The organism is Pseudomonas sp. SAR267 (genome assembly GCF_052077595.1).
GTDB classification, from domain to species: Bacteria; Pseudomonadota; Gammaproteobacteria; order Pseudomonadales; family Pseudomonadaceae; genus Aquipseudomonas; species Aquipseudomonas vlassakiae.
The window spans coordinates 1,607,501-1,632,216 of record NZ_JBQIHU010000001.1; the positions used below are offsets into that span (position 1 = coordinate 1,607,501).

The 24,716-nt window shown below is 61.8% G+C and carries 20 protein-coding genes and 1 rRNA gene (1 of these 21 cut by a window edge); 8 read left to right on the forward strand and 13 right to left on the reverse strand.

What is annotated here, in order from left to right:
• Positions 1–679 (reverse strand): 16S ribosomal RNA (locus tag ACTORR_RS07800) (it extends 858 nt beyond the left edge of the window).
• 456 nt (positions 680–1,135) lie between these two features.
• On the opposite strand from ACTORR_RS07800, the gene ACTORR_RS07805 reads away from it, so the two are divergent.
• A complete protein-coding gene (locus tag ACTORR_RS07805) occupies positions 1,136–2,017 on the forward strand; it encodes a formate/nitrite transporter family protein (protein ID WP_054886928.1) in 882 nt (293 codons plus the stop codon).
• 2 nt (positions 2,018–2,019) lie between these two features.
• Here ACTORR_RS07805 and ACTORR_RS07810 read toward each other — a convergent pair whose 3' ends face one another.
• Positions 2,020–3,114, reverse strand: a complete 1,095-nt coding sequence (locus ACTORR_RS07810) for an MBL fold metallo-hydrolase (RefSeq protein WP_313408991.1) — start codon at positions 3,112–3,114, stop codon at positions 2,020–2,022.
• Positions 3,115–3,238: 124 nt separating this feature from the next.
• Between ACTORR_RS07810 and ACTORR_RS07815 the strand changes: the two genes are divergently transcribed.
• Together ACTORR_RS07815 and ACTORR_RS07820 are read left to right on the forward strand one after the other, a co-directional pair.
• Entirely contained in the window at positions 3,239–4,315 is a 1,077-nt protein-coding gene (locus tag ACTORR_RS07815) for a diguanylate cyclase (protein WP_313408989.1), read from the forward strand.
• A 55-nt stretch (positions 4,316–4,370) separates the two neighbouring features.
• Positions 4,371–6,941, forward strand: a complete 2,571-nt coding sequence (locus ACTORR_RS07820) for an EAL domain-containing protein (RefSeq protein WP_313408986.1) — start codon at positions 4,371–4,373, stop codon at positions 6,939–6,941.
• Positions 6,942–6,949: 8 nt separating this feature from the next.
• On the opposite strand, the gene ACTORR_RS07825 is transcribed toward ACTORR_RS07820, so the two are convergent.
• A complete protein-coding gene (locus ACTORR_RS07825) occupies positions 6,950–7,270 on the reverse strand; it encodes a DUF2025 family protein (protein WP_099815190.1) in 321 nt (106 codons plus the stop codon).
• 87 nt (positions 7,271–7,357) lie between these two features.
• On the reverse strand, positions 7,358–8,299 hold the full coding sequence (locus ACTORR_RS07830; RefSeq protein WP_313408982.1) for a LysR family transcriptional regulator: 942 nt from the start codon (positions 8,297–8,299) through the stop codon (positions 7,358–7,360).
• Between the two features lie 112 nt (positions 8,300–8,411).
• Between ACTORR_RS07830 and ACTORR_RS07835 the strand changes: the two genes are divergently transcribed.
• Positions 8,412–9,170: an SDR family oxidoreductase gene (locus ACTORR_RS07835; RefSeq protein ID WP_313408980.1), complete on the forward strand. Its 759-nt coding sequence runs from the start codon at positions 8,412–8,414 to the stop codon at positions 9,168–9,170.
• Positions 9,171–9,208: 38 nt separating this feature from the next.
• Here the strand turns inward: ACTORR_RS07835 and ACTORR_RS07840 are convergent, their stop codons facing one another.
• The 7 genes from ACTORR_RS07840 to ACTORR_RS07870 form a co-directional block, all read right to left on the reverse strand.
• Entirely contained in the window at positions 9,209–10,078 is an 870-nt protein-coding gene (locus tag ACTORR_RS07840) for an efflux RND transporter periplasmic adaptor subunit (RefSeq protein WP_054886933.1), read from the reverse strand.
• Between the two features lie 11 nt (positions 10,079–10,089).
• Entirely contained in the window at positions 10,090–10,296 is a 207-nt protein-coding gene (locus ACTORR_RS07845) for a DUF1656 domain-containing protein (RefSeq protein ID WP_313408976.1), read from the reverse strand.
• Positions 10,283–12,271 carry an FUSC family protein gene (locus tag ACTORR_RS07850; protein WP_054886935.1) on the reverse strand — a complete coding sequence of 663 codons (1,989 nt, stop codon included), beginning with the start codon at positions 12,269–12,271 and terminating at the stop codon, positions 10,283–10,285. The genes ACTORR_RS07845 and ACTORR_RS07850 overlap by 14 nt, the downstream gene beginning before the upstream one ends.
• A 167-nt stretch (positions 12,272–12,438) precedes the next feature.
• Entirely contained in the window at positions 12,439–12,555 is a 117-nt protein-coding gene (ccoM, locus tag ACTORR_RS07855; protein ID WP_054886936.1) for a cytochrome c oxidase subunit CcoM, read from the reverse strand.
• Between the two features lie 135 nt (positions 12,556–12,690).
• On the reverse strand, positions 12,691–12,852 hold the full coding sequence (locus ACTORR_RS07860; protein WP_099815188.1) for a hypothetical protein: 162 nt from the start codon (positions 12,850–12,852) through the stop codon (positions 12,691–12,693).
• A 67-nt stretch (positions 12,853–12,919) separates the two neighbouring features.
• Positions 12,920–13,249, reverse strand: coding sequence for an aspartate-semialdehyde dehydrogenase (locus tag ACTORR_RS07865; RefSeq protein WP_099815187.1), 330 nt, complete (start codon positions 13,247–13,249; stop codon positions 12,920–12,922).
• A gap of 106 nt (positions 13,250–13,355) precedes the next feature.
• Positions 13,356–14,048, reverse strand: a complete 693-nt coding sequence (locus ACTORR_RS07870; protein ID WP_054886938.1) for a M949_RS01915 family surface polysaccharide biosynthesis protein — start codon at positions 14,046–14,048, stop codon at positions 13,356–13,358.
• A gap of 132 nt (positions 14,049–14,180) precedes the next feature.
• Here ACTORR_RS07870 and rapA point away from each other — a divergent pair, with 132 nt between their 5' ends.
• Positions 14,181–17,027 (forward strand): RNA polymerase-associated protein RapA, encoded by a 2,847-nt coding sequence (gene rapA / locus ACTORR_RS07875; protein ID WP_054886939.1) that lies wholly within the window; start codon positions 14,181–14,183, stop codon positions 17,025–17,027.
• A gap of 281 nt (positions 17,028–17,308) precedes the next feature.
• Positions 17,309–19,573, forward strand: a complete 2,265-nt coding sequence (locus ACTORR_RS07880) for a putative bifunctional diguanylate cyclase/phosphodiesterase (protein ID WP_313365845.1) — start codon at positions 17,309–17,311, stop codon at positions 19,571–19,573.
• Here ACTORR_RS07880 and ACTORR_RS07885 read toward each other — a convergent pair.
• Positions 19,473–20,360: an NAD(P)-dependent oxidoreductase gene (locus ACTORR_RS07885; RefSeq protein ID WP_262110320.1), complete on the reverse strand. Its 888-nt coding sequence runs from the start codon at positions 20,358–20,360 to the stop codon at positions 19,473–19,475. The genes ACTORR_RS07880 and ACTORR_RS07885 overlap by 101 nt on opposite strands.
• 198 nt (positions 20,361–20,558) lie before the next feature.
• Here ACTORR_RS07885 and ACTORR_RS07890 point away from each other — a divergent pair, with 198 nt between their 5' ends.
• Positions 20,559–22,742 (forward strand): hypothetical protein, encoded by a 2,184-nt coding sequence (locus ACTORR_RS07890; RefSeq protein ID WP_054886942.1) that lies wholly within the window; start codon positions 20,559–20,561, stop codon positions 22,740–22,742.
• A 160-nt stretch (positions 22,743–22,902) separates the two neighbouring features.
• Here ACTORR_RS07890 and ACTORR_RS07895 read toward each other — a convergent pair whose 3' ends face one another.
• Positions 22,903–23,208 carry a DUF2288 domain-containing protein gene (locus ACTORR_RS07895; protein ID WP_054886943.1) on the reverse strand — a complete coding sequence of 102 codons (306 nt, stop codon included), beginning with the start codon at positions 23,206–23,208 and terminating at the stop codon, positions 22,903–22,905.
• Positions 23,209–23,568: 360 nt separating this feature from the next.
• On the opposite strand from ACTORR_RS07895, the gene ACTORR_RS07900 reads away from it, so the two are divergent.
• Positions 23,569–24,684 carry a branched-chain amino acid ABC transporter substrate-binding protein gene (locus ACTORR_RS07900; protein ID WP_054886945.1) on the forward strand — a complete coding sequence of 372 codons (1,116 nt, stop codon included), beginning with the start codon at positions 23,569–23,571 and terminating at the stop codon, positions 24,682–24,684.
• Positions 24,685–24,716 lie beyond the last annotated feature (32 nt).

The window sequence follows — 24,716 nt, forward strand, 5'->3', positions numbered from 1 at the left end:
CACAGGAAATTCCACCACCCTCTACCGTACTCTAGCCTGCCAGTTTTGGATGCAGTTCCCAGGTTGAGCCCGGGGCTTTCACATCCAACTTAACAAACCACCTACGCGCGCTTTACGCCCAGTAATTCCGATTAACGCTTGCACCCTCTGTATTACCGCGGCTGCTGGCACAGAGTTAGCCGGTGCTTATTCTGTCGGTAACGTCAAAACAGCAAGGTATTAACTTACTGCCCTTCCTCCCAACTTAAAGTGCTTTACAATCCGAAGACCTTCTTCACACACGCGGCATGGCTGGATCAGGCTTTCGCCCATTGTCCAATATTCCCCACTGCTGCCTCCCGTAGGAGTCTGGACCGTGTCTCAGTTCCAGTGTGACTGATCATCCTCTCAGACCAGTTACGGATCGTCGCCTTGGTGAGCCATTACCCCACCAACTAGCTAATCCGACCTAGGCTCATCTGATAGCGCAAGGCCCGAAGGTCCCCTGCTTTCTCCCGTAGGACGTATGCGGTATTAGCGTTCCTTTCGAAACGTTGTCCCCCACTACCAGGCAGATTCCTAGGCATTACTCACCCGTCCGCCGCTGAATCAAGGAGCAAGCTCCCGTCATCCGCTCGACTTGCATGTGTTAGGCCTGCCGCCAGCGTTCAATCTGAGCCATGATCAAACTCTTCAGTTCAATACTGCTTGGGTTTTTAAGAAACCCTAAACTTGGCTCAGCAATCTCAAATGACTATGTGATTTCTCGCATGGCCACTTGTGATGCTGATAATCTTTGTGACTATCAGTCCGTACTCACAAGCACCCACACGAATTGCTTGATTCGATTTGTTAAAGAGCGTTTGGCCAAGAGCGTTTCGTCTCAACCGAGGCGCGCATTCTACGCTTTCCTCAGAGCCTGTCAAGCGTTTATTTTGAAGTTTTTTGAAACCGCTTTCTTTTAAAAGCCTTCAACTTCAACAACTTACGCCTGCCTCGTTGCGTTCAACGCTGCGAGGAGGCGAATAATACGCGCTTTGAAATCAGAGTCAACACCTTGATCTGAAAAAACTTTAGATAGTCGTCTGCAGCGGCCTGGCAACTAAATGCATGCTGCACCGCTCTGTAGAGAATCCCACATTGGAGCGTAACGGCCATGAGCGATGCGCAGAGCGAAAAGACCCCTGGCCTTTCGGCGGACGAAGAGAAGGAAGTCAGCCATAACCAGCCGCCGCGGGCTGCGGTACTGCACGAGATCATTCGATACCAGGGCGACCAGGAACTGGAGCGCACACTCGCTGCACTCTGGTGGTCTGCCCTTGCCGCCGGCCTGACCATGGGCCTGTCACTGATGGCCATGGGGCTGTTCTATGCACGGTTGCCCGAAGGCGGGAGCGCCCAGGTCATCGCCAGCATTGGCTACAGCGCCGGCTTTCTTGCGGTGATCCTGGCACGCCAGCAACTGTTTACCGAAAACACCCTCACCGCCGTGCTGCCGGTCATGACCACGCCAAGCCTGGCCAACCTCGGGCGCTTGCTGCGGCTGTGGGGAGTAGTGCTGCTCGGCAACCTGGCAGGCACCTTGCTGGTGGCCTGGGTAATGCTCGAACTGCCGATCTTCGACAGCAAGACCGACGTGGCCTTCCTCGAAGTCGGGCGCAAAGTCATGCAGAACGACATCAGCCAGATGTTCGCCAAAGGCATCGTTTCGGGTTGGATGATCGCCACAATGGTCTGGATGATCCCGTCCATGGAGCATGCCAAGATCTGGATCATCCTCATGATCACCTACCTGATGGCGCTGGGCGACTTCACCCATATCGTCGTTGGTTCGGTGGAAGTGTCCTACCTGGTGTGGGCGGGCGACGAAACCTGGCGCAGCTTCTGGCTGGAGTTCGCCTTGCCGACCCTGGCGGGCAATATCGTCGGCGGCAGTTTCATCTTTGCCCTGATCAGCCATGCTCAGGTGCGCAGCGACAGCGGCAAGCCGCCATCGCAGCTATTAAAAGACGAAGAGCGTCGACAAGGCCGGAATTGAACTCAGCGAGCCGCCAATGCCCGTTCGACCGCCCTGCCCCGCTGATGCGTGGGGTGCGGCTGCCACCAGTTCTGGCCCTCATGGGGAGAGTCGATACTTACCCGTTCGCCCATCTGAGGCGTGCTCAGGCGTACCTGGGCCGCCGCTGCCAGGGCGACAATACGTTCGAACGGCTCCTGCCATCCGTGGATTGAAAGGTCGAAGGTGCCGTTATGGATCGGCAGCATCCAGCGCCCGCGCAGGTCCAGATGTGCCTGCAGGCTTTGCTCTGGTTGCATGTGCACGTTGGGCCAGGCCACGTTGTAGGCACCGGTCTCGATCAATGTCAGGTCGAACGGCCCGAAGCGCTCGCCGATTTCGGCAAAACCCTTGAAGTAACCGGTATCACCGCTGAAGTAGACACGCGTCTGGTCGTCTATCAGCACCCAGGAAGCCCACAAGGTGCGGTTGCTGTCGAACAGGCCGCGCCCTGAAAAATGTTGCGCGGGCGTGGCGACGAAACGCACACCCTCGATTTCGGTTTCCTGCCACCAGTCCAGTTGCACCACCTTTGCCGCAGGCACTCCCCATTCGATCAGCAAGTCACCCACCCCGAGCGGCGCCAGAAAGCGCCCGGCACGCAGGGCCAGTCGGCGTATCGCCTGCTCATCCAGATGGTCGAAATGATCATGGGACAGAATCACCGCCGTCAGCGGCGGCAACTCATCCAGCCCCAGCGGTGGCGCATGAAAGCGCAGCGGCCCGGCCCATTGCACCGGCGAGGCGCGTTCGGCAAACACCGGGTCGGTAATGAAGTAGCGACCGCGCAGCTTGAGCAATACCGTGGAGTGGCCCAGGCGCCACAGGCTGTGGTCCGGTGCATCGAGCACCTGCTGGCGGGTCATCGGCTGCACGCTGATCGCGGTTGCCGGCCGGGTTTCCGGCGGCTTGCGCAGAAAAAGGTACTTGAGGCCGATGCGCAGCTTCTTCAGCACGCCATCCTGCGGCAGGCTGGCCTGGTTGTGAAAACGTCCGTCCCGCTGTGGCGCCGGTTGGTCGCCAGGATTAGCCATGGGAGCCATGAGCAGCAGCACTCCAAGCAAGAGGAAAGGCTTCATGTTACCCCACTGGGATCACATCAACCGTGAATTGGCTTGTAAGGTCATTTTTCGTCGAAACACTGTTCGACAATATTCACGTGAGTTATGCGATAAACGGCACCCCAGCAGAAGAACAACGACCATGACGGACAATCGCAGCGGCAAGGGACTTTCTTTCGTCAAACGCATCTACCTGCCGCGTGTCATCGGCCTGGGGATCGGCCTGTTCAGCGTAGCCGCCGGCGTGGCACCGCTGGCACCACCGACCTGGGCCTGGGCGCTGCTACTGTTCAACGGTCTGCTCTGGCCCCATGTCGCCTATCAATGGGCAACACGTTCGGCAGCCCCTTATCAGGCCGAACAACGCAACCTGCTGCTGGACTCGCTGCTGGGTGGCTTCTGGACCGCGGCCATGCACTTCAACCCGCTGCCAACCGTGACCGTGCTGTCGATGATGACCATGAACAACGTGGCCGCAGGCGGCAAGCGCCTGATCGTTCGCGGGGCAATCGCGCAGCTGGCCGGCATGCTGCTGGGTAGCGCATTGCTGGGCACCGGGCTACAGCTGAACGCCACGGCGCTGCAGATCTACGCCTGCCTGCCAATGCTGACCTTCTACCCGTTGGCGCTGGGCTGGGTCTGCTACCGCCTGGCGATCAAGCTGGGAGAGCACAAGCGTCGCCTCAGCGCCCTTAGCCTGACTGACAGCCTGACCGGCCTGCTCAATCATGGCGCCTGGAAAGACCTGCTGCTGCTCAGGTTCCAGGCCTGCCGGCAACAACCGTCCGCTGCCGTGATCGCACTCATCGACATCGATCACTTCAAGACCATCAACGACACCTTCGGCCATGTGGTCGGTGATTGTGTGCTGCGCCAGATGAGCGAGGCGCTCAAGCGCACCCTTCGCGAATCCGACCAAGCCGGGCGTTACGGCGGCGACGAGTTCTGCGTGATCCTGCCCGACGCCAGTGAGGCCCAGGCCTGCCAGGCCATGGAGCGTTTGCGTGAGCACGTCGCCAGCTACCGCAACCCACAGCTGCCGCACCTGCGCATAAGCTTGAGCATCGGCCTGGCGGCTTTCCACGCCGACCTGGAGTCCGCCGAGCACTGGCTGGAGCAGGCCGACAAGGCACTGTACAGCGCCAAGCGCCGCGGGCGCGACCAGATCAATTTCGCCCAAGGCGAGGCCACCGCGCTCAGGCTGGCCTATCCTGACTGAGCCTCCTTGCTGATTGCCCGGCTGGGAGTTGCAGTCAACAAGGAGTCGTTTGCGCATGGCCAGGACCGCCAGCCCTCTCCCTCACCTTCACGTCCGTCGTCTGATCGGCTTTTTCTGCGTGGTGTTCGGCGTCGTCTGCCTGATCACCCTTGGCGCACTGTTCAACATCGCATCCACCCTCGACCAGCAGGAAAAACAACGCAGCGCTTTCCATGCCAGCCAGACGCTGGAACAACGCCTGCTGGCCTCACGGCAGTTTCTGTCCAGCTACGCCGTGTGGGACGCTGCCTTCGAGCACCTGGCAGGCAAGGTCGACTGGCAGTGGGCCTATGAAGAAAAGAACGTTGGCGAATCGCTGTACAGTGCCAGCGGCTACGAAGGTGTGTTCGTGGTCGATGACCAGCACACCAGCTACGCGCTGTTCAAAGGTGCGCCTACCGAGGCAGCTGCCGGCAGTTTCATCGATGCGCCCCTGCCTGAAATCATCGCGGCCGCGCGCTCAGCCGCCAGCGCCCGCGGGCAGGTCAACCGTTTCGTCCTGTTCAACAACTGGCCGGCGATCCTCAGTGCTGCCGCCGTGCGCCCGGACAAGGACGTCACCGCCGCAGAGGTGAGCCAGGCACCGGTCATGCTGTTCATCGACCAACTGACCGAAGCCAAGCTCGCGCACCTGGGCGAAGTGGCTGGGCTTGCGCGCATGCATATAGAAAAGAACGAGGAGCCCGAGCCCGGTCGCCAGCAGATTGCCTTGGGCGACACCGGTTATCGCCTGGCCTGGACCAGCCCGATGCCCGGTCGGCAGCTGCTCTGGGCCGTATTGCCGCCCTTGCTCTGCGCGCTGCTGATACTGGGCGTGGTGATGCTCTATCTGTTTCGTCTGGCGTTGCGCAACGCCCGCGTCATCGACCTCAGCCTGCAGCACCTGCAAACGAGCAATCAGGCTCTGGAGGCCAGCGAGCAACGTTTTCGCGCAGTAGCCGAGGCCAGCTCCGACTGGATCTGGGAAACCGACCGACAGCAACGGCTCACCTACCTTTCCCAGCGTTTCGTCAGTGTTACCGGCGACCCGGTCGAGACATGGCTTGGCCAACCCCTCAATCAACTGCTCAGCTGCGAAACCACGCCGTTATCAGCCTGGCTGGATGGGCAGATCGAGGCAGACTCGGAACAACCGTCCAACCTGCGTTGCGCCTACCACGACCACAACGGCCTGAGCCGCTACTGCCGCATATCGGCACGGGCCATCCAGCTCGACGGCAAGCCCGTCGGCTTTCGCGGTACGGCCAGCGATATTACCGACGAAGTCGAGGCCCACGCGCGCATCCAGCACCTGTCGCTGCACGACCCACTGACCGGCCTGGCCAATCGCAACAAGCTGGCCAGGCACCTCGAACAGGCGCTGTTGCGCGGCAGCGACTCACCGCCGCTGACCTTGCTGCTGCTCGACCTGGACAACTTCAAGCCGATCAACGACTCCCTCGGGCATAGCGCAGGTGATGCCGTGCTGCAGGAAGTGGCCGCACGCCTGCGCGACACCACACGCGACGTGGACCTGGTGGCGCGCCTGGGCGGTGATGAGTTCGTCCTGGTACTGCAAGGCCTGGATAACCGCAGCGAAATCGACCGCCTCTGCCGGCGCCTGATCGAACTGCTGCAGCAACCCATTGCGTTTGAAAACCAGCAACTGGACATTGGTGTCAGCATCGGCATTGCCCAGACGCGCGAGCCGGGCTTCGATGCTGGCGAGCTGATCCGCTGCGCCGATATCGCCCTGTACCAGGCCAAGGTCGACGGCAAAGGCACTTGGCGCTACTTCGCTGCCGCGATGAACCAGCAGATCCAGTACCGCCGCCAGCTGGAAAACGATTTGCGCCGCGCCCTGAAGAACAACGAGCTCGTCCTCCACTACCAGCCACGCTATCGCCTGAGCGATTTGCGCATCGTCTCGGTCGAGGCCTTGCTGCGCTGGCAGCACCCGCAGGAAGGCCTGCTCGCGCCGGATACCTTCATCCCGTTGGCCGAGCAAAGCGGCCTGATCGTTGCCCTCGGCCGCTGGGTGCTGAGCGAGGCCTGTCGCAGCGCCCGCGACTGGCCCGCCCCTCTGCTGGTTTCAGTAAACCTGTCACCTGCGCAATTCATGCGCAGTGACGTGGTCGCCGACATGCGCGAAATCCTCTTGCAAACCGGCTTTCCTGCTCAGCGGCTCGAGCTGGAAATTACCGAGAATGTGATGCTCAACAACATCGAAGGCGCCCTGGGCACCATGCTCGCGCTCAAGGAACTGGGCGTACGACTGAACATGGATGATTTCGGCACCGGCTATTCCTCGCTGGGCTACCTGCGGACCTACCCGTTCGACAGCATCAAGATCGACAAGCGTTTCATCGCCGGCCTGGCCAACAACACGGGAAGCGACCGCGCCGTGGTACAGGCGATCATCAACCTGGGTGAGGCGATGGGGCTGACGGTGACGGCCGAGGGCGTGGAGACCGAGCAACAATTGCTGGCACTGCAGAACGACCGCTGCCATGAAGTGCAGGGCTTTTACCTGAGCCGGCCTCTGGACAAGGCCAGCTTCGAGCGATTGTTGCAGCTGGAGCCCGGCAGGGCCGCAAACGCCTCTTGAACCGCGGCTCAGCGCAGCGAGCGCTCAGCCACGATTTCCGGAAGGTCACTGCGCCGAAGGTAGATGCGCAACGGCTCGCCAATGTTCAGCCGGTCGTCCACATGCTGCTCCAGCAACAGTGCCAGACGCTCCCGGCACAGCGCCATGCGCGCGTCCTGTTGCGGCCGCCAGACGAACTCGCTGCAGGGGGTGATGCTGTCATCCGCCACGTCCATGCCGAACGCGTCCTCGGAAAACCGCACGATATGGATGCCGCGCTTGCGATGAAAGCCGACAAAACCATTGAGCTGGTCGGCAGCGCTGCAGATGTCTTGGGAAGTGATGGCCATGACGTAACCTCGCAAATGAACGGAAGTGACGCACGCCAGGCAGGTAACGGCCGCCTCTGATGGGCGACGCGCAGTGGGCAGCCTAGCTCATGGGCTCATGGTTGTACCAAGGTTTTCGTTGCCCGGCAGCGGGTCGACCTGCGACCCCAGCAGCCCGCCCAGCCAGCCCATGAAAGCCTGGACACGACGTGGTACATGGCGTTGCCGGGCATACAACAAGGACACCGGCATGGCCTGTGCCTGCCAGCCGTGCATGACCTGTACCAACTCGCCGCTTGCCAGGTGATGCGCGACACCCACTGCGGGCACCTGGATCAAGCCAAGGCCCGCCAGGCATGCTGCCGAATAGGCCTCGGCGTTATTGACCGTGACCGCGCCGCCCATGGGCTGAAAGCACACCTGGCCATCCTGCACATATTCAAAACCGGCACTGCGCGCACCCAGGTTGCGCACATAGTGAACCAGGCGGTGCCCGGCCAGGTCTTCCAGGCGCTGCGGCACCCCGCAACGGGCAAGGTAGGCGGGGCTGGCGCAATTACGCATGCTCAACTGGCCGACAGGCCGCGCCACGACATCCAGGTCGCTCAGCGCACCGATGCGCATCACACAGTCGAACCCTTCACGCAGCAGGTCAACCTGTCGATCGGTGCAACTGATCTCCACCTCCAGTTTGGGAAACCGTGACAAGAACTGCGGCAAGGCTGGAATGATCACCCGGCGGGCCATCATGGTCGGCATGTCGATCCGCAGGCAGCCTGCCAGCTCGGCATCATCGGCACGGAACAGGCTCTCGATCTCGTCCATGCCCGACAGCAAATCCTTGCTGCGCTCATACAGCAGAACACCGTCCTGGGTCGCCTGGACGCGCCGCGTGGTGCGGTTGAACAGGCGCGTGCCGAGTAATTGCTCAAGCGCCCTGACCTGCTCGGATACCGTCGAGCGTGGCAGGCCGAGGCTGTCTGCCGCCAGGGTGAAACTGCTCAGTTCGCTGACCCGAACGAACGTGCGCAGCAGTTCCAGCTTGTTCATCTTCACCCCGACTATTCGAAACACACGAACAGTATTTCCGATTCTGCTGGATTTAACAGCCGTAACGCGATCAATAACCTGTCCCTCATCCACCACCCAAGAGGGATACGACATGACTCGCAAGATCGCTCTGATCACTGGCGCCAGCCGTGGCCTGGGCCGCAATGCCGCCGAGCATCTGGCTGCACGCGGTATCGACATCATCGGCACCTACCACAGCAAGGCTGACGAGGCCCAGCAGGTGGCCAAGGCCCTCGAGGCGGCTGGCGCCAAGGCTGTCATGCTGCAACTGGACGTCGGCGACTGCAGCAGCTTCGCCAGCTTTGCCGAACGCCTGGGCACGACCTTGCAGCAACGTTTCGGCAGTGAGCGCTTCGATTTCCTGGTGAACAACGCCGGTATCGGCCTGAATGTGCCGTTCAGCGAAACCACCGAGGCGCAGTTCGACCAGTTGCTGAACATTCAGCTCAAAGGGCCATTCTTCCTCACCCAACGGCTGCTGCCGTTGCTGGTCGATGGCGGGCGAATCGTCAATGTGTCATCCGGGCTCGCGCGTTTTGCACTGCCCGGGTATGCCGCCTATGCGGCAATGAAAGGCGCGATGGAGGTATTGACCCGGTATCAGGCCAAGGAACTCGGGGCACGCGGCATTCGGGTCAATATCCTCGCGCCGGGGGCGATCGAGACTGACTTTGGTGGCGGTGTTGTGCGCGACAACCAGCAGGTCAATGATTTCATTGCCGGTAACACTGCGCTGGGGCGGGTCGGATTGCCCGATGATATCGGCGCCGCCATCGCACTGTTGCTTGAAGAGGGCAATGGCTGGATTACCGGGCAGCGGCTGGAAGTGTCTGGCGGGATGTTCCTTTAAAGCAGAAATTCTGGGGCTGCAAAGCAGCCCCCTGACCATCACTGTTCTATCTGATCCTCATGCACCTGGACGCTGGCGGTCATCCCCGCGCTCAGGTGCACGCCTTCGGGAATCTGGTCCAGCCTGATCCGCACCGGTATGCGCTGCGCCAGCCGCACCCAGTTGAAGGTCGGTTCCACCACCGGCAGCAGCTGGCTGTCCGGGTTGCTGTTGCTGTCGGTGATACCACGGCTGATGCTTTCCACATGGCCCTGCATGGCATTGCCAGCGCCCATCAGCCAGACCTTGACCTCGTCGCCAACCCGAATGCGCGGCAGCTTGGTCTCCTCGAAATAGGCCTGGATGTAGAACGTCGAATCATCCACCAGGGCCATCACCGATTGACCGGTATTGACATAGTTGCCCTCGGCCAGGCGCAGGTTGGTGATATGCCCGCTACGCGGCGCCCGCACTTCGCTGCGCGCCAGGTTGATCTTCGCCACCTGTAACTGGGCTTGAGCCTCGTGCAGTTCACCACGGGCTACGGCGGCGTTGATCTGGGCGTTTTCGCGCAGCTCGGCACTGATCGCCTCCGGGCCCAAGGCCGTACGCCGCGCCGCTTCACGTTCACGCAGGTGCAACTGCTGAGCGCGGGTTTCAGCCACCGCGCTGGCCTGGTCGAAGGCGGCCTGGAAGCGCTCGCGATCAATGCTCATCAACAGGTCGCCCGCCTTGACCTGCTGATTGTCCTGCACCTTGAGCTCACGCACCCATCCAGACACATCCGGGGCGATCACCACCACATCGGCGCGCACCCTGGCATCACGCGTCCACGGCGTGAGCATGTAGTACTGCCAGAGCTTGAAACCGGCCAGAACGGCAATGGCGACCACGCACAAGGTCACCAGGACACGGACGACAGCACGCATCGAATCACTCCTTACAAAGGCCCCAGCAGGCGAACCACCAGGAACAGCACACAAACGAACAACGCCGTGTCGAACAGCGCTTCATGCCAGATCCAGCGCCCCAACGGTGTGGCCTGCACCAGCAGACGCAGCATGCCGGTCAGCGCCAGCGCCATCAGCACGTAAATCAGGAACGGGCTGAGCAGCACACCACCCAGCTCCCACTCACGCAAGCCCATGCTCATCCTCCTGCGAACGGCACCATTTCCCCCAGCTCTTCTGCAACTGCAGCACCGCACCTTGGGCAAGGCGCAACGGGTCACTGGCCGGCGCTCGTTGCAAAGCCGCGATGAACTGCTCGCTGGCCGCATCCAGGCGCCGCTCGCGGCCAACCGCCGGGCCGGTGGCCAGTGCCGCCTCGACCTGCTGCAGGTACTCGCGCTCGGCAGCCCCCAACGGCACCTGGGCCACCGCCAGGCACATGCGCAGATGCACCAGTTCGTCACCGATATCCAGCCCATGCAAACCATCATCCCAACGCTTGCGCCCGGTAGCCGGCAATTCGCTGGCATGCCGGGCCAATTGCATCAGGCGGTCGGCCATGCGCCCGCCAAACCAACTGTCGGCACCGCGCAGATCGCGCCGGGTCAGGCGCACCAGGTCATTCTGGGTCGCAGCGCGCAGGCGCCGGCCAAGCCAGGCCGGGTGGCGGAACACCAGCAGGCGGAACGCCAACACGGCGGCGCCCACGCCCACCAACATGGCCAGGGCGCTGTTGAGCATGGTCGCCACCCCGAAGGTCATGGCATTGAGCGGTGATACCAGCACGATGAAGTGCAGGCAATAAGAGGTCGCGGTGGCACCGGTACGCGGATGGGCCATGCCCAGCGCACCAAAGAACAGCGGCACGCCCATGCCCAGGCAGAGCATGGCGAAGCTACTCCACTGCGGCAGGATGATCTGCCCGACCAGGAAGGCCGTCGGGATCGCCAGGAAGATGCCGCGCAAGAAGCTCAGACCGATCTGTGCGCCATTCTCGCGGCTGGCGAACAGGCTGCAGACCACGCAGGTCAGCACGAGGCCGCCCGGCGCCGACGGCCAGGCAGTGGCCAGCCAGAAGCTGCTCATGACCAGGAAGGCCAGGGCACTGCGTGAACCGAACAACAAAGCCAGCGACCAGTCGCGGTGCGCCGCCAGGCCCTGGGCGACATCCTTCGGCGCCCTGCCCGCCTCGACATCGTCCAAGGCCTGGGTAGCGGCCATGGCGAAGTCCAGCAACAAGGCCATGCGTGCCAGGCAGAAGTGCTCGGCAGAGCTGATCTGCTCGTCATGCGCGGCGTCCCAGATGCGCTGGCGCAACACCAGAAGGCTCGGCTGATCAGGTTTGACCAGCAGGGCCCGCAGCTCTTCGAGCCAAGGACCGAGGTGCGCGGTTTCGCGCTCGTCCAGCTGCCGCCACTGCCGACGGACCGAGCGTGAAATGCGCAGCAGCACCATGAGCTTCTGGCTCAACCCGCGAATGGCCTTGGCCCGCAGCCGGCCGCGCGGGCCCTCGAACCAGGCGTGCTCACGCTGGGTATCGATGGCGACTATACGGCCGAGGCTGTCCAGCAACCCTTTGCGCGCTTCATCCTCGCCGCCGAGCATGGCGCTTGCTGCCTGCAGGCCATTCTGCCAGGCCTGACGGGCCTGCCCGGCGAGCTGCTGCTCGACCCGCATGGGCCAGATCAGCGCACTGCTGGCCGTGGCGCAGAAAATACCCAGGCAGATTTCGGTGCAACGTGCCACCGCCTGGTCGAACACCTGCAAGGGATGACTGATGGCAGGCAAGGCGATGATGGCGGCGGTATAGCCCGCCAGCACGAATGAATAGGCCCAGGCGCTGCGCAGCTGTGTGGAGGCCGCGGTGCACAGGGCCAGCCACAACGCCAGGGTGATCAGGAACAGCCAGGGGGCCTGGGCGAACAGGCCGATGAACACCACCGACATCAGCGTGCCGACCAGGGTACCCGCCAGCCGCGCCAGACCCTTCTGCACCACCATCCCGGACAACGGTTGGGCGACGATGAATGCGGTCATCAATGCCCAGGACGGTTGCTCCAGCCCCCAGCGCATGGCCAGCCACAGTGCCAGGCCCGCACCTAGCAGGGTCTTGATGGCGAATTTGATGGCAAGGCTGCTGGGTGCGAAAAGGGCCTGGAAGGTGATGGGCACGTAACGGACCTTGTGAGGGTGTATTGATAAACGATAGACAATGCAGCGAAGGATACTCACGAGACGATTAATTAGCTAGCTAATCATCTTTAACGACAAAAACGCAGGCAAAAAAAAAGGCGACCGAAGTCGCCCTAAATGCCTTGCGTGCTCGTGGATCCGGAAGGTCAGCGCGGCTTGCGCTTCTGTGCGTCCTTCCAGATGAAAATGCCCAGACCGGCAAAGAATGCAAACATCAACCCGACCGTTACCACGCCCGCGATAACCACATTGTCGAAGAACATGCTGGCCTCCCGATTCGTTTGCCGTTGTCCGATGGATGCAAGGTAACGAATACGGCGGCGGGGAAAATTGATCAGGGTCAATGCTGCCCGGGACCGGGCACGCGAGGCGGGTGCAGGCTTGACCTGCGTCAAGTTTCAGCGCTTCTTGGGCTTGCCCTTGGGCTTCTTTTTCTTCGTGGTGGCAAGCGGCATGGCCTGCTCGAATGCCTGGCGCACTTCGTTCAGGCGTTTTTCCTTGAGGTCATGGATGCGCTTGGCGCGCTCGGCATCGAAGTCGATGAGGTTGTCTTGGCTCATGGGTGGGCTCGACGATCTACAGAGACTTGCATCATGAAGCCAGGCGCTGGCCGTGACCAGCCCCGCGTCAGACTTCTATATCGACCAGCAGGCCCTGGCGCGGATGGTCACCGATCAATGGCGCCACCGGCACGGTGTTGTCGGCGTTGACTTCATCGCCCGGGACGGCGCTGTAGCGCTCCTCATCACCCTTGTTGTTGCGCCGCTGCTGGCGGCGCTGCTCTTCACGCAGGAGCAAGGCTTGCTCCTGGGGATCGCGCTGCTGCTTGAGGTCGATGGCGCTTTCGTTGGGCGAAGGCTGCACAGGCACCACCGGCTTGATGTCGGGGGTCTGTTTGACCGGGTCATGTTGCGAGGTCACGGGGGCAGCACTGAGCGGGATGATCGGTGGCAGCATGGAAATTCTCCTGTGCCCACTGTATCGGCCATCCGTTAGCCAGCTTGAGCGTCAAAGGTGAGGACGTGCGGCCACAACAGCCGCACCTTGCCAGTATAGATCGCCGTTATTCGGCTTCATCCTCAGGGTCATCGTCGGCTGGCGGGCTGGCTTCGCTCCAGGGCCGCCTGTAGACCTGTTGCCAGACCGCATCCATATGCTCGCGTAGCACCTGGGGTGCGTTCTTCAACGAAGCGCTGTCTTCACGCTCGCCGCCAACCGGCTCTTCACCTGCCGGGGTGATCAGCGACTGGCCAGTGATGGTGTAGGCGTTCTGCCCTTCGCGCATCTCGATGGCGATGTCATGCGGGTCGATGCCGCCACCACAGAAGGCGTGGCTGGCCACGGTCACTTCGGCGACGCCGTCCTTGTTCAAGTCACTGACATCACTGACATCGGTATAGAAGTCGACATCCAGGTCCAGCCCTGGGCAGGTGGTTTCCTGCTCGATCTGCCAACGCGGCTTGAACGCGTCATCCTCGGCGGTGCGACCATACAGGGTGGCCTTCAGCACCACCTTGTCGACCTCCTGCTCGGACTCGGCATCGACTGCCTGGCCATCGCTGCGGCTAAGTACCAGCAGCCCTTCGCCGTCGCGATCGCGGAAGTGCACGCTCTTGATTGGCGTCTGCACGCCCAGTACTTCGAGCTGCTCGACGGGGATCGCAGGCAAGGTTTCGAAATTTTTCTGCTCACAGGCGGCCAGCAGCAAGCTACCTATGGCCATGGAAGTGTGCAACCAGCGGTGCTTGAGCGGCATATCGGTGCGTAGCCCTCGTCAGCAAGACGGTATTCTGCAATGAAACAGCTAGACTCATGGACTTCTGGTCTATGGTCCGCCCGGCCTATCCGTTAACATAGCCGGCTTTTTCATCGCGGGAGTTCAGGCAGTATGGCGCAGCAGTATCAACCGGGGCAACGCTGGATCAGCGACAGTGAAGCGGAGCTTGGCCTGGGGACCATCCTGGCGCAGGATGGCCGCCTGTTGACCGTGCTCTACCCGGCCACTGGCGACACCCGCCAGTATTCCCTGCGCAATGCGCCGCTGACCCGCGTGCGTTTCTCTCCGGGTGACCAGATCACCCACTTCGAAGGCTGGAAGCTGACCGTGCGCGAGGTCGAGGACATCGACGGGCTGATGGTCTACCACGGCCTGGATGCCCAGAACCAGGCGCGCACCCTGCCAGAAACCCAGCTGTCGAACTTCATCCAGTTCCGCCTGGCCAGCGACCGCCTGTTCGCCGGGCAGATCGACCCGCTGTCGTGGTTCAGCCTGCGCTACAACACCCTGCACCACACCAGCAAGCAGATGCAGTCGTCGCTTTGGGGCCTGGGCGGTTGCCGTGCGCAACCGATCGCCCACCAGCTGCACATCGCCCGCGAAGTCGCCGACCGCAGCGCCCCGCGTGTATTGCTGGCCGACGAAGTGGGCCTGGGCAAGACCATCGAAGCCGGCCTGGTGATTCACCGCCAGCTGTTGTCGGGCCGCGCCAGTCGCGTGCTGATCCTGGTCCCGGAAAACCTCCAGCATCAGTGGCTGGTGGAAATGCGCCGGCGCTTCAACCTGCAGGTCGCCCTGTTCGACGCCGAACGCTTCATCGAAAGCGACGCCAGCAACCCGTTCGAGGATGCCCAGCTGGCGCTGGTCGCCCTGGAATGGCTGGTCGATGACGAAAGGGCCCAGGACGCGCTGTTCGCCGCGGGCTGGGACCTGATGGTGGTCGATGAGGCGCACCACCTGGTGTGGCACGAAGATCAGGTCAGCGCTGAGTACGGCCTGGTCGAGCAACTGGCGCAAGTCATCCCAGGCGTGCTGCTGCTGACTGCCACCCCCGAACAGCTCGGCCAGGACAGCCACTTCGCCCGTCTGCGCCTGCTCGACCCCAACCGTTTCCACGACCTCGCGGCGTTCCGCGCCGAGAGTGAAAACTACCGCCCGGTGGCAGAAGCCGTGCAAGAGCTGCTTGAAGAAGGCCGCCTGTCACCCAAGGCCCATGCCACCATCCAAGGCTTCCTCGGCGCCGAAGGCGAAGCCTTGCTGGCTGCAGTCAACGATGGCGATACCCAGGCCAGTGCCCGCCTGATCCGCGAACTGCTCGACCGCCACGGCACCGGTCGCGTGCTGTTCCGCAACACCCGTGCGGCCGTCCAGGGCTTCCCCGAGCGCCAGTTGCACCCTTATCCCCTGGCCAATCCCGCGCAATACCAGGACCTGCCCGCTGGCGAACACGCCGAGCTGTACCCGGAAGTGGCCTTCCAGGCCCAGGGTGACGTCAGCGATGACGAACGCTGGTGGCGCTTCGACCCACGAGTCGACTGGCTGATCGACACGCTGAAGATGCTCAAGCGCACCAAGGTCCTGGTGATCTGCGCCCACGCCGAAACCGCCATGGACCTGGAAGACGCCCTGCGCGTGCGCTCCGGCATCCCGGCCACGGTGTTCCACGAAGGCATGAGCATCCTCGAACGCGACCGCGCCGCGGCCTACTTCGCTGACGAGGAGTTCGGCGCCCAGGTGCTGATCTGCTCCGAGATCGGCAGCGAAGGCCGTAACTTCCAGTTCGCCCATCACCTGGTGATGTTCGACCTGCCAGCCCACCCGGACCTGCTCGAACAGCGTATCGGCCGCCTCGACCGGATCGGCCAGAAGCACACCATCGAACTGCACATCCCGTACCTGCAGGACAGCCCGCAGGAGCGCCTGTTCCAGTGGTACCACGAGGGCCTGAACGCCTTCCTCAATACCTGCCCGACCGGCAACGCCCTGCAGCACCAGTTCGGCCCGCGCCTGCTGCCGATGCTCGAAGGTGGCGATGCCAAGGCCTGGACTGCGCTGGTCAGCGAGGCGCGCGCCGAGCGCGAGCGCCTCGAGGCAGAGCTGCACAGCGGCCGTGACCGCCTGCTGGAGCTCAACTCCGGTGGTGCTGGTGAAGGCCAGGCACTGGTCGAGGCGATCCTTGAACAAGACGATCAATTCGCCCTGCCGATCTACATGGAAACCCTGTTCGACGCCTTCGGCATCGACAGCGAAGACCATTCGGAAAACGCCCTCATCCTCAAGCCGAGCGAAAAGATGCTCGACGCCAGCTTCCCGCTGGGCGACGACGAAGGCGTGACCATTACCTACGACCGCGCCCAGGCGCTGTCGCGGGAAGACATGCAGTTCCTGACCTGGGAGCACCCGATGGTGCAGGGCGGCATGGACCTGGTGCTGTCCGGTTCGATGGGCAACACTGCGGTCGCGCTGATCAAGAACAAGGCACTCAAGCCGGGTACCGTGCTGCTCGAACTGCTGTTCGTCAGCGAGGTGGTGGCGCCCCGCAGCCTGCAACTGGGCCGCTACCTGCCGCCGGCAGCACTGCGCTGCCTGCTCGATGCCAACGGCAACGACCTGGCTTCGCGGGTGGCGTTCGAAACCCTCAACGACCAGCTAGAAAGCGTGCCACGGGCCAGCGCCAACAAGTTCGTCCAGGCCCAGCGTGACGTGCTGGCCAAGCGCATCAGCGGCGGTGAAGCCAAGGTCCTGCCAGTGCACGTCGAGCGTGTGGCCGAAGCCCAGCGCCGCCTGGTCGCCGAAGCCGATGAAGAGCTGGCACGCCTGACTGCCCTGCAAGCTGTCAACCCGAGCGTGCGTGACAGCGAGATCGAAGCGCTGCGCAAGCAGCGTGAACAAGGCCTGGCGATGCTCGACAAGGCGGCGTTGCGCCTGGAGGCCATTCGCGTACTGGTCGCTGGCTGATCCTCCTGTCATATAACTGGGGCCGCTTCACGCCCCTTTCGTGACACAAGGCCGCTCCTGCAGGAAACCGCAATCACCTGTAGGAGCGGCTTTGTGTCACGAAAGGGGCGCAAAGCGGCCCCAGTTCGTTATGCCAACTGGCTATCAACGACAGAACCAAATGGTTGAAGTCAAAGTGCCACTAGCCAGGAAGGTTCTACGACCTGTTTCTATACTTCCCCCTGAACAGTCTCCACAGCGCTTGAACGGAGACGAGTGGAAACTCGAGCAAAGGGCAAGCAATGGAATGGCTGGGGCTGCAACTGTTCACCGAACTGCCGACAACCGGGCGCATCGTCATCGACTGCCGCCATGAACCGCTGCTGATCCTGATTGCCTTCGCCGTGGCCAGCGCAGCCTGCTTTGCCACCCTCGACATGGCCGAGCGCCAATCCCATAGCGAACAGCGCGCAGCACAGCGGCAGTGGCGCATGCTCGGTGCCTGCTGCCTGGCCGGCGGCATCTGGGCCATGCATTTCATCAGCATGCTGGCCTTCCAGGCCCCGCTGGAGATGCACTACGACGTTTCGCTGACCGGCCTGTCACTGCTGATCGCCCTGGTAGCTGCCTGGTTGGCAATGACCAGCCTCGACCGTACCAATATGCGCCTGCACCACTACCTGCAAAGTGCCTTGCTCATCGGCCTGGGTATCATCCTCATGCATTTCGTTGGCATGGCCGCGCTGCAGACCGGTGCTCAGCAGTACTACCAGACCACGCTATTGCTGAGCAGCGCCGCCATCGCCCTGCTCACCAGCCTTGCCGCCTTGCTGCTGGCCCGTTACTTCCTCAATGGCAGCGGCATCCTGCACCAGACCCTGAAATATGGCGCCAGTCTGCTGATGGCCGGCGGCATCGTTGCTACCCTCTTCACCGCCATGGCCGCCATGACCCTGGTCATCCCCGCCTCCACCGCCCTGAGCCTGCCAACTAGCGACAACAGCCTGCAGCTGGGGCTGACCGTAGCCTTCATCACCCTGCTGATCAGTGGTAGCAGCATCAGTGCCGCCCTGGCCGACAAGAAGCTGCAGAGCAAGGAAGACGACCTGCGCCGTTATGGTGTCCTGCTCAGCCAGCTGGACCAGGCCCGCGAATCCCTGCAACAGGCCGCCCATTACGACGCCCTGACCAACCTGGTCAACCGCCGTGGTTTCAACCAGATCTTTGCCGAACGCCTGGCAGCACAGACTCCCGGCGAACACCGCCTGGCAGTGATGTTTCTCGACATCGACCACTTCAAGCGCAGCAACGACAGTCTCGGCCACGATGCCGGCGACGAATTGCTCAAAGTCATCGCCAACCACATCAAGGCAGCCACCCGCAGCCACGACTTGGTCGCCCGCTTCGGCGGTGACGAATTCTGCGTGGTCACGTCGCTCAACAACCGTGACGAGGCACGCCACCTCGCACAGCGCATCATGCAACGGATGAAAGACCCGATTGACCTGTGCGGCCGGCGCATGGTCATGACCACCAGCATTGGCATCAGCATCTACCCCGATGACGGCCTGAACGCCGAAGAACTGCTCAAGCATGCCGACCTGGCCCTGTATCAATCCAAGGGCAGCGGCCGCAACAGCCTGCACTTTTTCAACTGCAGCTTGAAAAACCGCGCCAGCCTTGCCCTGCAACTGGAAGAGGAACTGCGCATCGCCCTGCTCGAAGAACGAGGGTTGTGCGTGCACTACCAACCCATTTTCGACGTGCGCACCGGCCAGGTGGCCAAGCTTGAAGCGCTGGTACGCTGGCAGCACCCGCTGCACGGGCTGATGGGGCCAGAACGGTTCATCAGCATTGCCGAAGCCAACGGCCTGATGGTCGACCTCGACCTGTGGGTGCTGCGTCACGCTTGCCAGGACCTGGCCCGGCTTCAGCAGCATGGTTTTCCCAGCCTCAAGCTCACGGTCAATTGCTCGGCGGTGACCCTGGGCCATGAAACCCTGCCTAATGAAGTGGAAGTGGCGCTGTACCAGGCGGGCCTGGCACCTCGCCATCTTGAGCTGGAGGTCACCGAGCATGCGTTGATGGGCGACATCGAGCAAACCGTCAGCCTGCTCATGCGCATTCGCGACCAAGGTGTCGGCCTGTCGATCGATGATTTCGGTACCGGCTATTCGTCGCTGGCCTACCTCAAGCGCCTGCCTCTGGACGTGCTGAAGATCGACCGCTCGTTCCTGCAGGATGTGCCCAACAGCCAGAAGGATCGCGAGATCATCCAGGCGATCATCGCCATGGCCCACACCCTGCACCTGGAGGTGGTCAGTGAAGGCGTGGAAACCGTCGAGCAGCACGAATTCCTGGCCAGCAATGGCTGCGACTACCTGCAGGGTTTTCTGCTCAGCCGCCCGCTACCGCTGGGCGAATTGCGCTCGCTGCTCGATCAGCTCGACCGCCAGGACGCTGTGTTCAGGCCTTGTTGCGATACAGCTCTACCAGGGTCGCCGGATCTTTTTGCAGATATCCCTGGCTACCGTGCAGGCGCATCAGCTGCGCGGCAAGACCACTGAGCGGCGTTGCCGTGCCCTGCTCGCGGGAGAGCTTGACGGCCCCGTCCAGGTCCTTGAGCAAGGTACGCACATGCCACTTGACCGGTTCGAAGCGGCTTTCGGCCATCTGTGGTGCCAGGATCTGCAGCGGCTTCGAGTCGGCAAAGCCACCAGCAAGAGCTTCGGCGATCAGCGTGGCGTCAACACCTGACTGTTCGGCCAACGCCACCACCTCGGCAATTACCAGCGCGTTGCAGGCCACGATCATCTGATTGCAGGCCTTGGTCACCTGCCCTGCTCCCACCCCACCCATGTGCGTCACACGCTGGCCGAGCACCTGCAGAACCGGGCGGGCCCGCTGCAGATCCGTGGCCTCGCCCCCCACCATGATCGCCAACGTACCCGCCTCGGCGCCGGGCGTGCCACCCGACACGGGAGCATCCAGCCAGGCCATGCCGCACAGCGCAGCCAGTTCGGCCGCCATTTCCCGCGTGGCAGTCGGCTCCAGGCTGGAGAAGTCCACCAACAACTGCCCGCTGCGCCCGCCCTCGGCGATGCCTTGCTCGCCAAACACAACCTCCCGTACCACCGCCGTGTCGGCCAGGCACAGCAACACCATGTCGCTGTCACGACTCAGTTCGGCCGGGCTGGTCGCCAGCCGCGCACCGGCGGCCACCAATGAGGCGCATTTGTCCGGGCTGCGGTTCCAGACCGTCAGCGGATAACCCGCCGCCAACAGGCGCTGGCACATCGGCAAGCCCATCAGGCCAATCCCGGCGAATCCCAACGAAGGCAGTGCAGTACTCATGAACGACTCCAGGCAGAAGATTAAAGAAGCGCGACAAACGGGCGATGCAATGCCAGCTCGACTGAAAATTCCTTAAAACAAGTAAGGGAAACCCCTATCGCATCCGCAAATGGCGCACTGATAGAGTCGCGGCGTTTTGCGTGATGGCCATATGGCATAACCCTCTGATAATCACTTACACCAGGCAAATGGCGCACTATGACCTCTACGAACACTTCTGCCAATGCGGTCCCCGAGTCTTCGGCTCTTCCCCACTTACCGACCGCCAATGGTGTTCGTGACACGCTGCCGGCACGCAGCTCTCCGGCACAGCAGTACCTGTACTTCACCGAGCAGGACGTGCAGCGGATCCTCGACAACCTCGACGGCCTGCGTGACCTGGTGTTTCCGGGCAACCAGCACGTCGAAGACGACGACCCCCTGCGCCTGGAGCAGCAGTTTCCGTCGGTCTGCCTGATCGGCCTGGGCCGTTGCGGCTCGAACATCGCTCTTGACGTGGCGGAACTGGTCTACAACGCCCGTACCTTCTTCCTCAACGAGTTCAACAATGAAGACCGCTTCAAGGGCGAGTCGGGCTACAGCCCGGCACGCTGGATCCGCCAGAACCTGCGCCTGGTGCAGAACAAGGGTGTCAAGCCGGTGTTTCTGGTCGAACCGCTGGTGATGCTGGGCGACCTGGACAAAGACATCGCCGGGCGTATCCGCTTCTCGCGCAAGGGCGAACGTGGCGAGTTCCTGCGCGACTACAGCAAGATGAAAATCATGGACCTGTCCGAGGTGCATGCTGGCGGTGCCGGCAACGCACCGATCCTCGGCCAGTACCTGGCCAAGATCATCCTCAACAAGGACACCCAGCGTTTCTCCAGCGCCGACTGGAAGCTGATCCATTCGTACCTGATCGACTCCTGCGGCATCAAGGCCAACCAATCGCGGCTGTACTTCTACATCTTCAGTGCCGGTGGCGGTACCGGTTCAGGCATGGCCTCGGAGTTCGGCCTGGCCCAGCAGTACTCGTACATGAACAAGACCTTCGACACCAAGCCTGCCGACGAGAACGACGGCAAGAGCGGCCACTCGTTCGTCTTCGAACCGATCTTCACCAGCGGCATTTGCGTGCTGCCCAATGCTACGGACCATCGCAGCGAGATGTCCGAGGCCCTGCACATCAACGCCGGCCGGCTGTTGTGCAAATACCTCTCGGAAGAATGGGACTTCTCGTACAACTTCGATAACGAAGACAGCAGCGAGGCCAGCGTGATGGGCCGTATCCGCCCGTGGAACGCGATGATGCTGATCTCCAACGACATCATGCGCTACGCCGAAGAAAGCGATGACGGCACCATTCACAACATCGACGTCAACGCGATGGAGAAGCACGCCAACCAGTACATCTCCCAGCAGATCTTCAACATCCTCACCGCCCAGGCGGTGACCACCGACTACGACCAGAACTACTTCCGCCGCGCCGGCATCGACATTGGCGAAACCATCCGCCTGGATGCCAACGACCTGTTCATGAGCCTGGCCGGCCCGGTGGCGATTGCCTATGCCGAATCGGTGGTGCCGGAAGTGCCCGCGCAAGGCACGGACAAGTTCAAGGTGTTCGAGCGCGAAAGCCCGCGCCTGGATATCGACGACCTGTTCTTGCGCTCCATAGACCTGCCGCACTTCAACAAGCAAACCCAGGCCATCGAAGGCATCAGCCTGCTGCCGATCGAGTCGCGCCGTTACCGTGCGGCCCTGGAGCAATACCAGGCCTCCGGTTACGACGCCGCCGCGCTGCATGACCTGCACTTCTTCAAGAACTGCTCGTCGGTGGTGTCGATCGTCTCGCTGCCCAAGGACTACAAACTGTCGTACATGGACCTGAACCGGCTCAAGACGCACCTCAACAGCCTGTTCCCCAATACCACGCTCAAGCGTTACGCCCTGGTGATCGGCGCCTCGGCCAACCTGTCACTGACCACCCTGATCGCCAAGAGCCCGTGCCTGTCGGACGATTTCCTGACCCTGATCGTGGCCTTCATCAAGCGCTGCTTCGCCCGCCCCCCATACCGCTTCGATGACACGCTGGACAACGCCATCCTTGAGTTCATTACCAGCGAGCACTTCGAGGAGGCGCGGATCGACGACCTGCTCAACGAGTTCGAAAACCCGGCGAAGATCCTCGATACCAACTGGTATGCAATCAAGCCGATGTACGAGAAGAAGTACCGCGAACTGATCAACGACAAGAGCCGCTTCGTGTCGATCAACGATATTCGCCTATCGCGCGAATGCGTGAAGAAGGCGGTGAAGTACCTGCGTGAGATCTTCCGCCATCGCATCGGCAAGACCCGGGTGATTTCGCTCAACAACCATACCGGCCGGGTCGACTACTGACCTTGATGGGGCCGCCCTGCGGCCCCGATTACGCATGCCGTAAACTGTTACCGCAGCGCCGAAACAACCCACCACTGTTACCAACTTCCACCTTACGTGAGCGTCAACACGCACCAGCGTAGGGCAGATGCGTATTTTTACGCACTAAAAAAGCGCGTCGTTATTCCGATTGCCTGGCCTGGATCACGATGAACGGCGAAACCACCACCGCCCATATCTCTGGATCGCGGCTTTGCAGGTCGAGTGCCTGCTCGGCGCTGACCGGCCCGACAGTGCCATCACTACGCCACTTGGCGAAGATCTCGCTGCGATTCTCGGCCATTGCCGCAGCAACCTCGATCAGGTCGAGACTGGGGTCGACCCAAATCAGGTCACCCTTGGCCCAGAAACGCTCCAAAGCCTTCCACTCGATTGTCGCCGTCTCGCCGAGCAATTTGGCATAGAGGGTGCTTGTTTGATCAGTCATGGGTTTGTACCCGCAAATTCGGCCAATGAAAAAAGGCCGGCATTTTTGCAGAAAAACCCGGTTTCAAATATGTAATTTGGTCGATTGGCCCCGAAGTTGTGGGGTGGGGCCGTAGATGCAGGCAAAGTGATGGCGCTTTTCTGTATCTTTGTGTCGATCATGCGACAACCCGCGAACCAGGCACTTTTTGCCCGCTTTTCAAGCGCGCGAACAGCGCTCTACACTGTACCGGTACAGTTCCGGGACATGTTCCGGGGGAAGGTGGGCATGCAGTATGGCGTGGCCATGCCGCATATCCCGCCCGGTCTGTAGCCCTGGCCGCCAGGACTATAAGAATTACAACAGAATGAGTGGAGCACTATGATCAAGATTTCCAAGCTGTTCGCCGCAATGGTACTGGCCGGGGTAGCCAGCCATTCGTTTGCCGCCGATACCATCAAGATCGGGATCGCGGGCCCCAAGACCGGCCCTGTGACCCAGTACGGCGACATGCAGTTCATCGGCGCCAAGCAAGCCATCAAGGATATCAACGCCAAGGGCGGCGTCGATGGCAAGCTGCTCGAAGCCAAGGAATACGACGACGCCTGCGACCCTAAACAGGCCGTGGCCGTCGCCAACAAAGTGGTCAACGACGGCGTCAAGTTCGTCATCGGCCACCTGTGCTCCAGCTCCACCCAGCCAGCGTCCGACATCTACGAAGACGAAGGCGTGATCATGATCACCCCGGCCGCCACCTCGCCGGAAATCACCGCCCGTGGCTACAAGCTGATCTTCCGCACCATCGGCCTGGACAGCGCCCAGGGCCCTGCGGCAGGCAACTACATCGCCGACCACGTCAAGCCGAAGGTCGTCGCCGTGCTGCATGACAAGCAGCAATACGGTGAAGGCATTGCCACTGCGGTCAAGCAGACCCTGGAGAAGAAAGGCACCAAGGTGGCCGTGTTCGAAGGCCTGAACGCCGGTGACAAGGACTTCTCCTCGATCATCCAGAAGCTCAAGCAGAACAACGTCGACTTCGTCTACTACGGCGGCTACCACCCAGAGCTGGGCCTGATCCTGCGCCAAGCCCAGGAAAAGGGCCTGAAAGCCAAGTTCATGGGCCCGGAAGGCGTGGGTAACGACTCCATTTCGCAGATCGCCCAGAACGCTTCCGAAGGCCTGCTGGTCACCCTGCCCAAGTCGTTCGACGCCGACCCGGAGAACAAGGCCATCGTCGACGCCATCAAGGCTGACGGCAAGGACCCGAGCGGCCCGTTCGTATTCCCGGCCTACTCGGCTGTCGAGCTGATCGCCAAAGGTATCGAAGCAGCCAAGTCCGAAGACACCGACAAAGTGGCAGCCGCCATCCACGCCGGCAAGTTCAAGACCCCGACCGGCGAACTGTCCTACGACGAGAAAGGCGACCTGAAAGACTTCAAGTTCGTGGTTTACGAATGGCACTTCGGCAAGCCGAAGACCGAAGTCTCCCCTCAGTAACTGCGTGACTAATAGCTGACCTACGAGCCCAC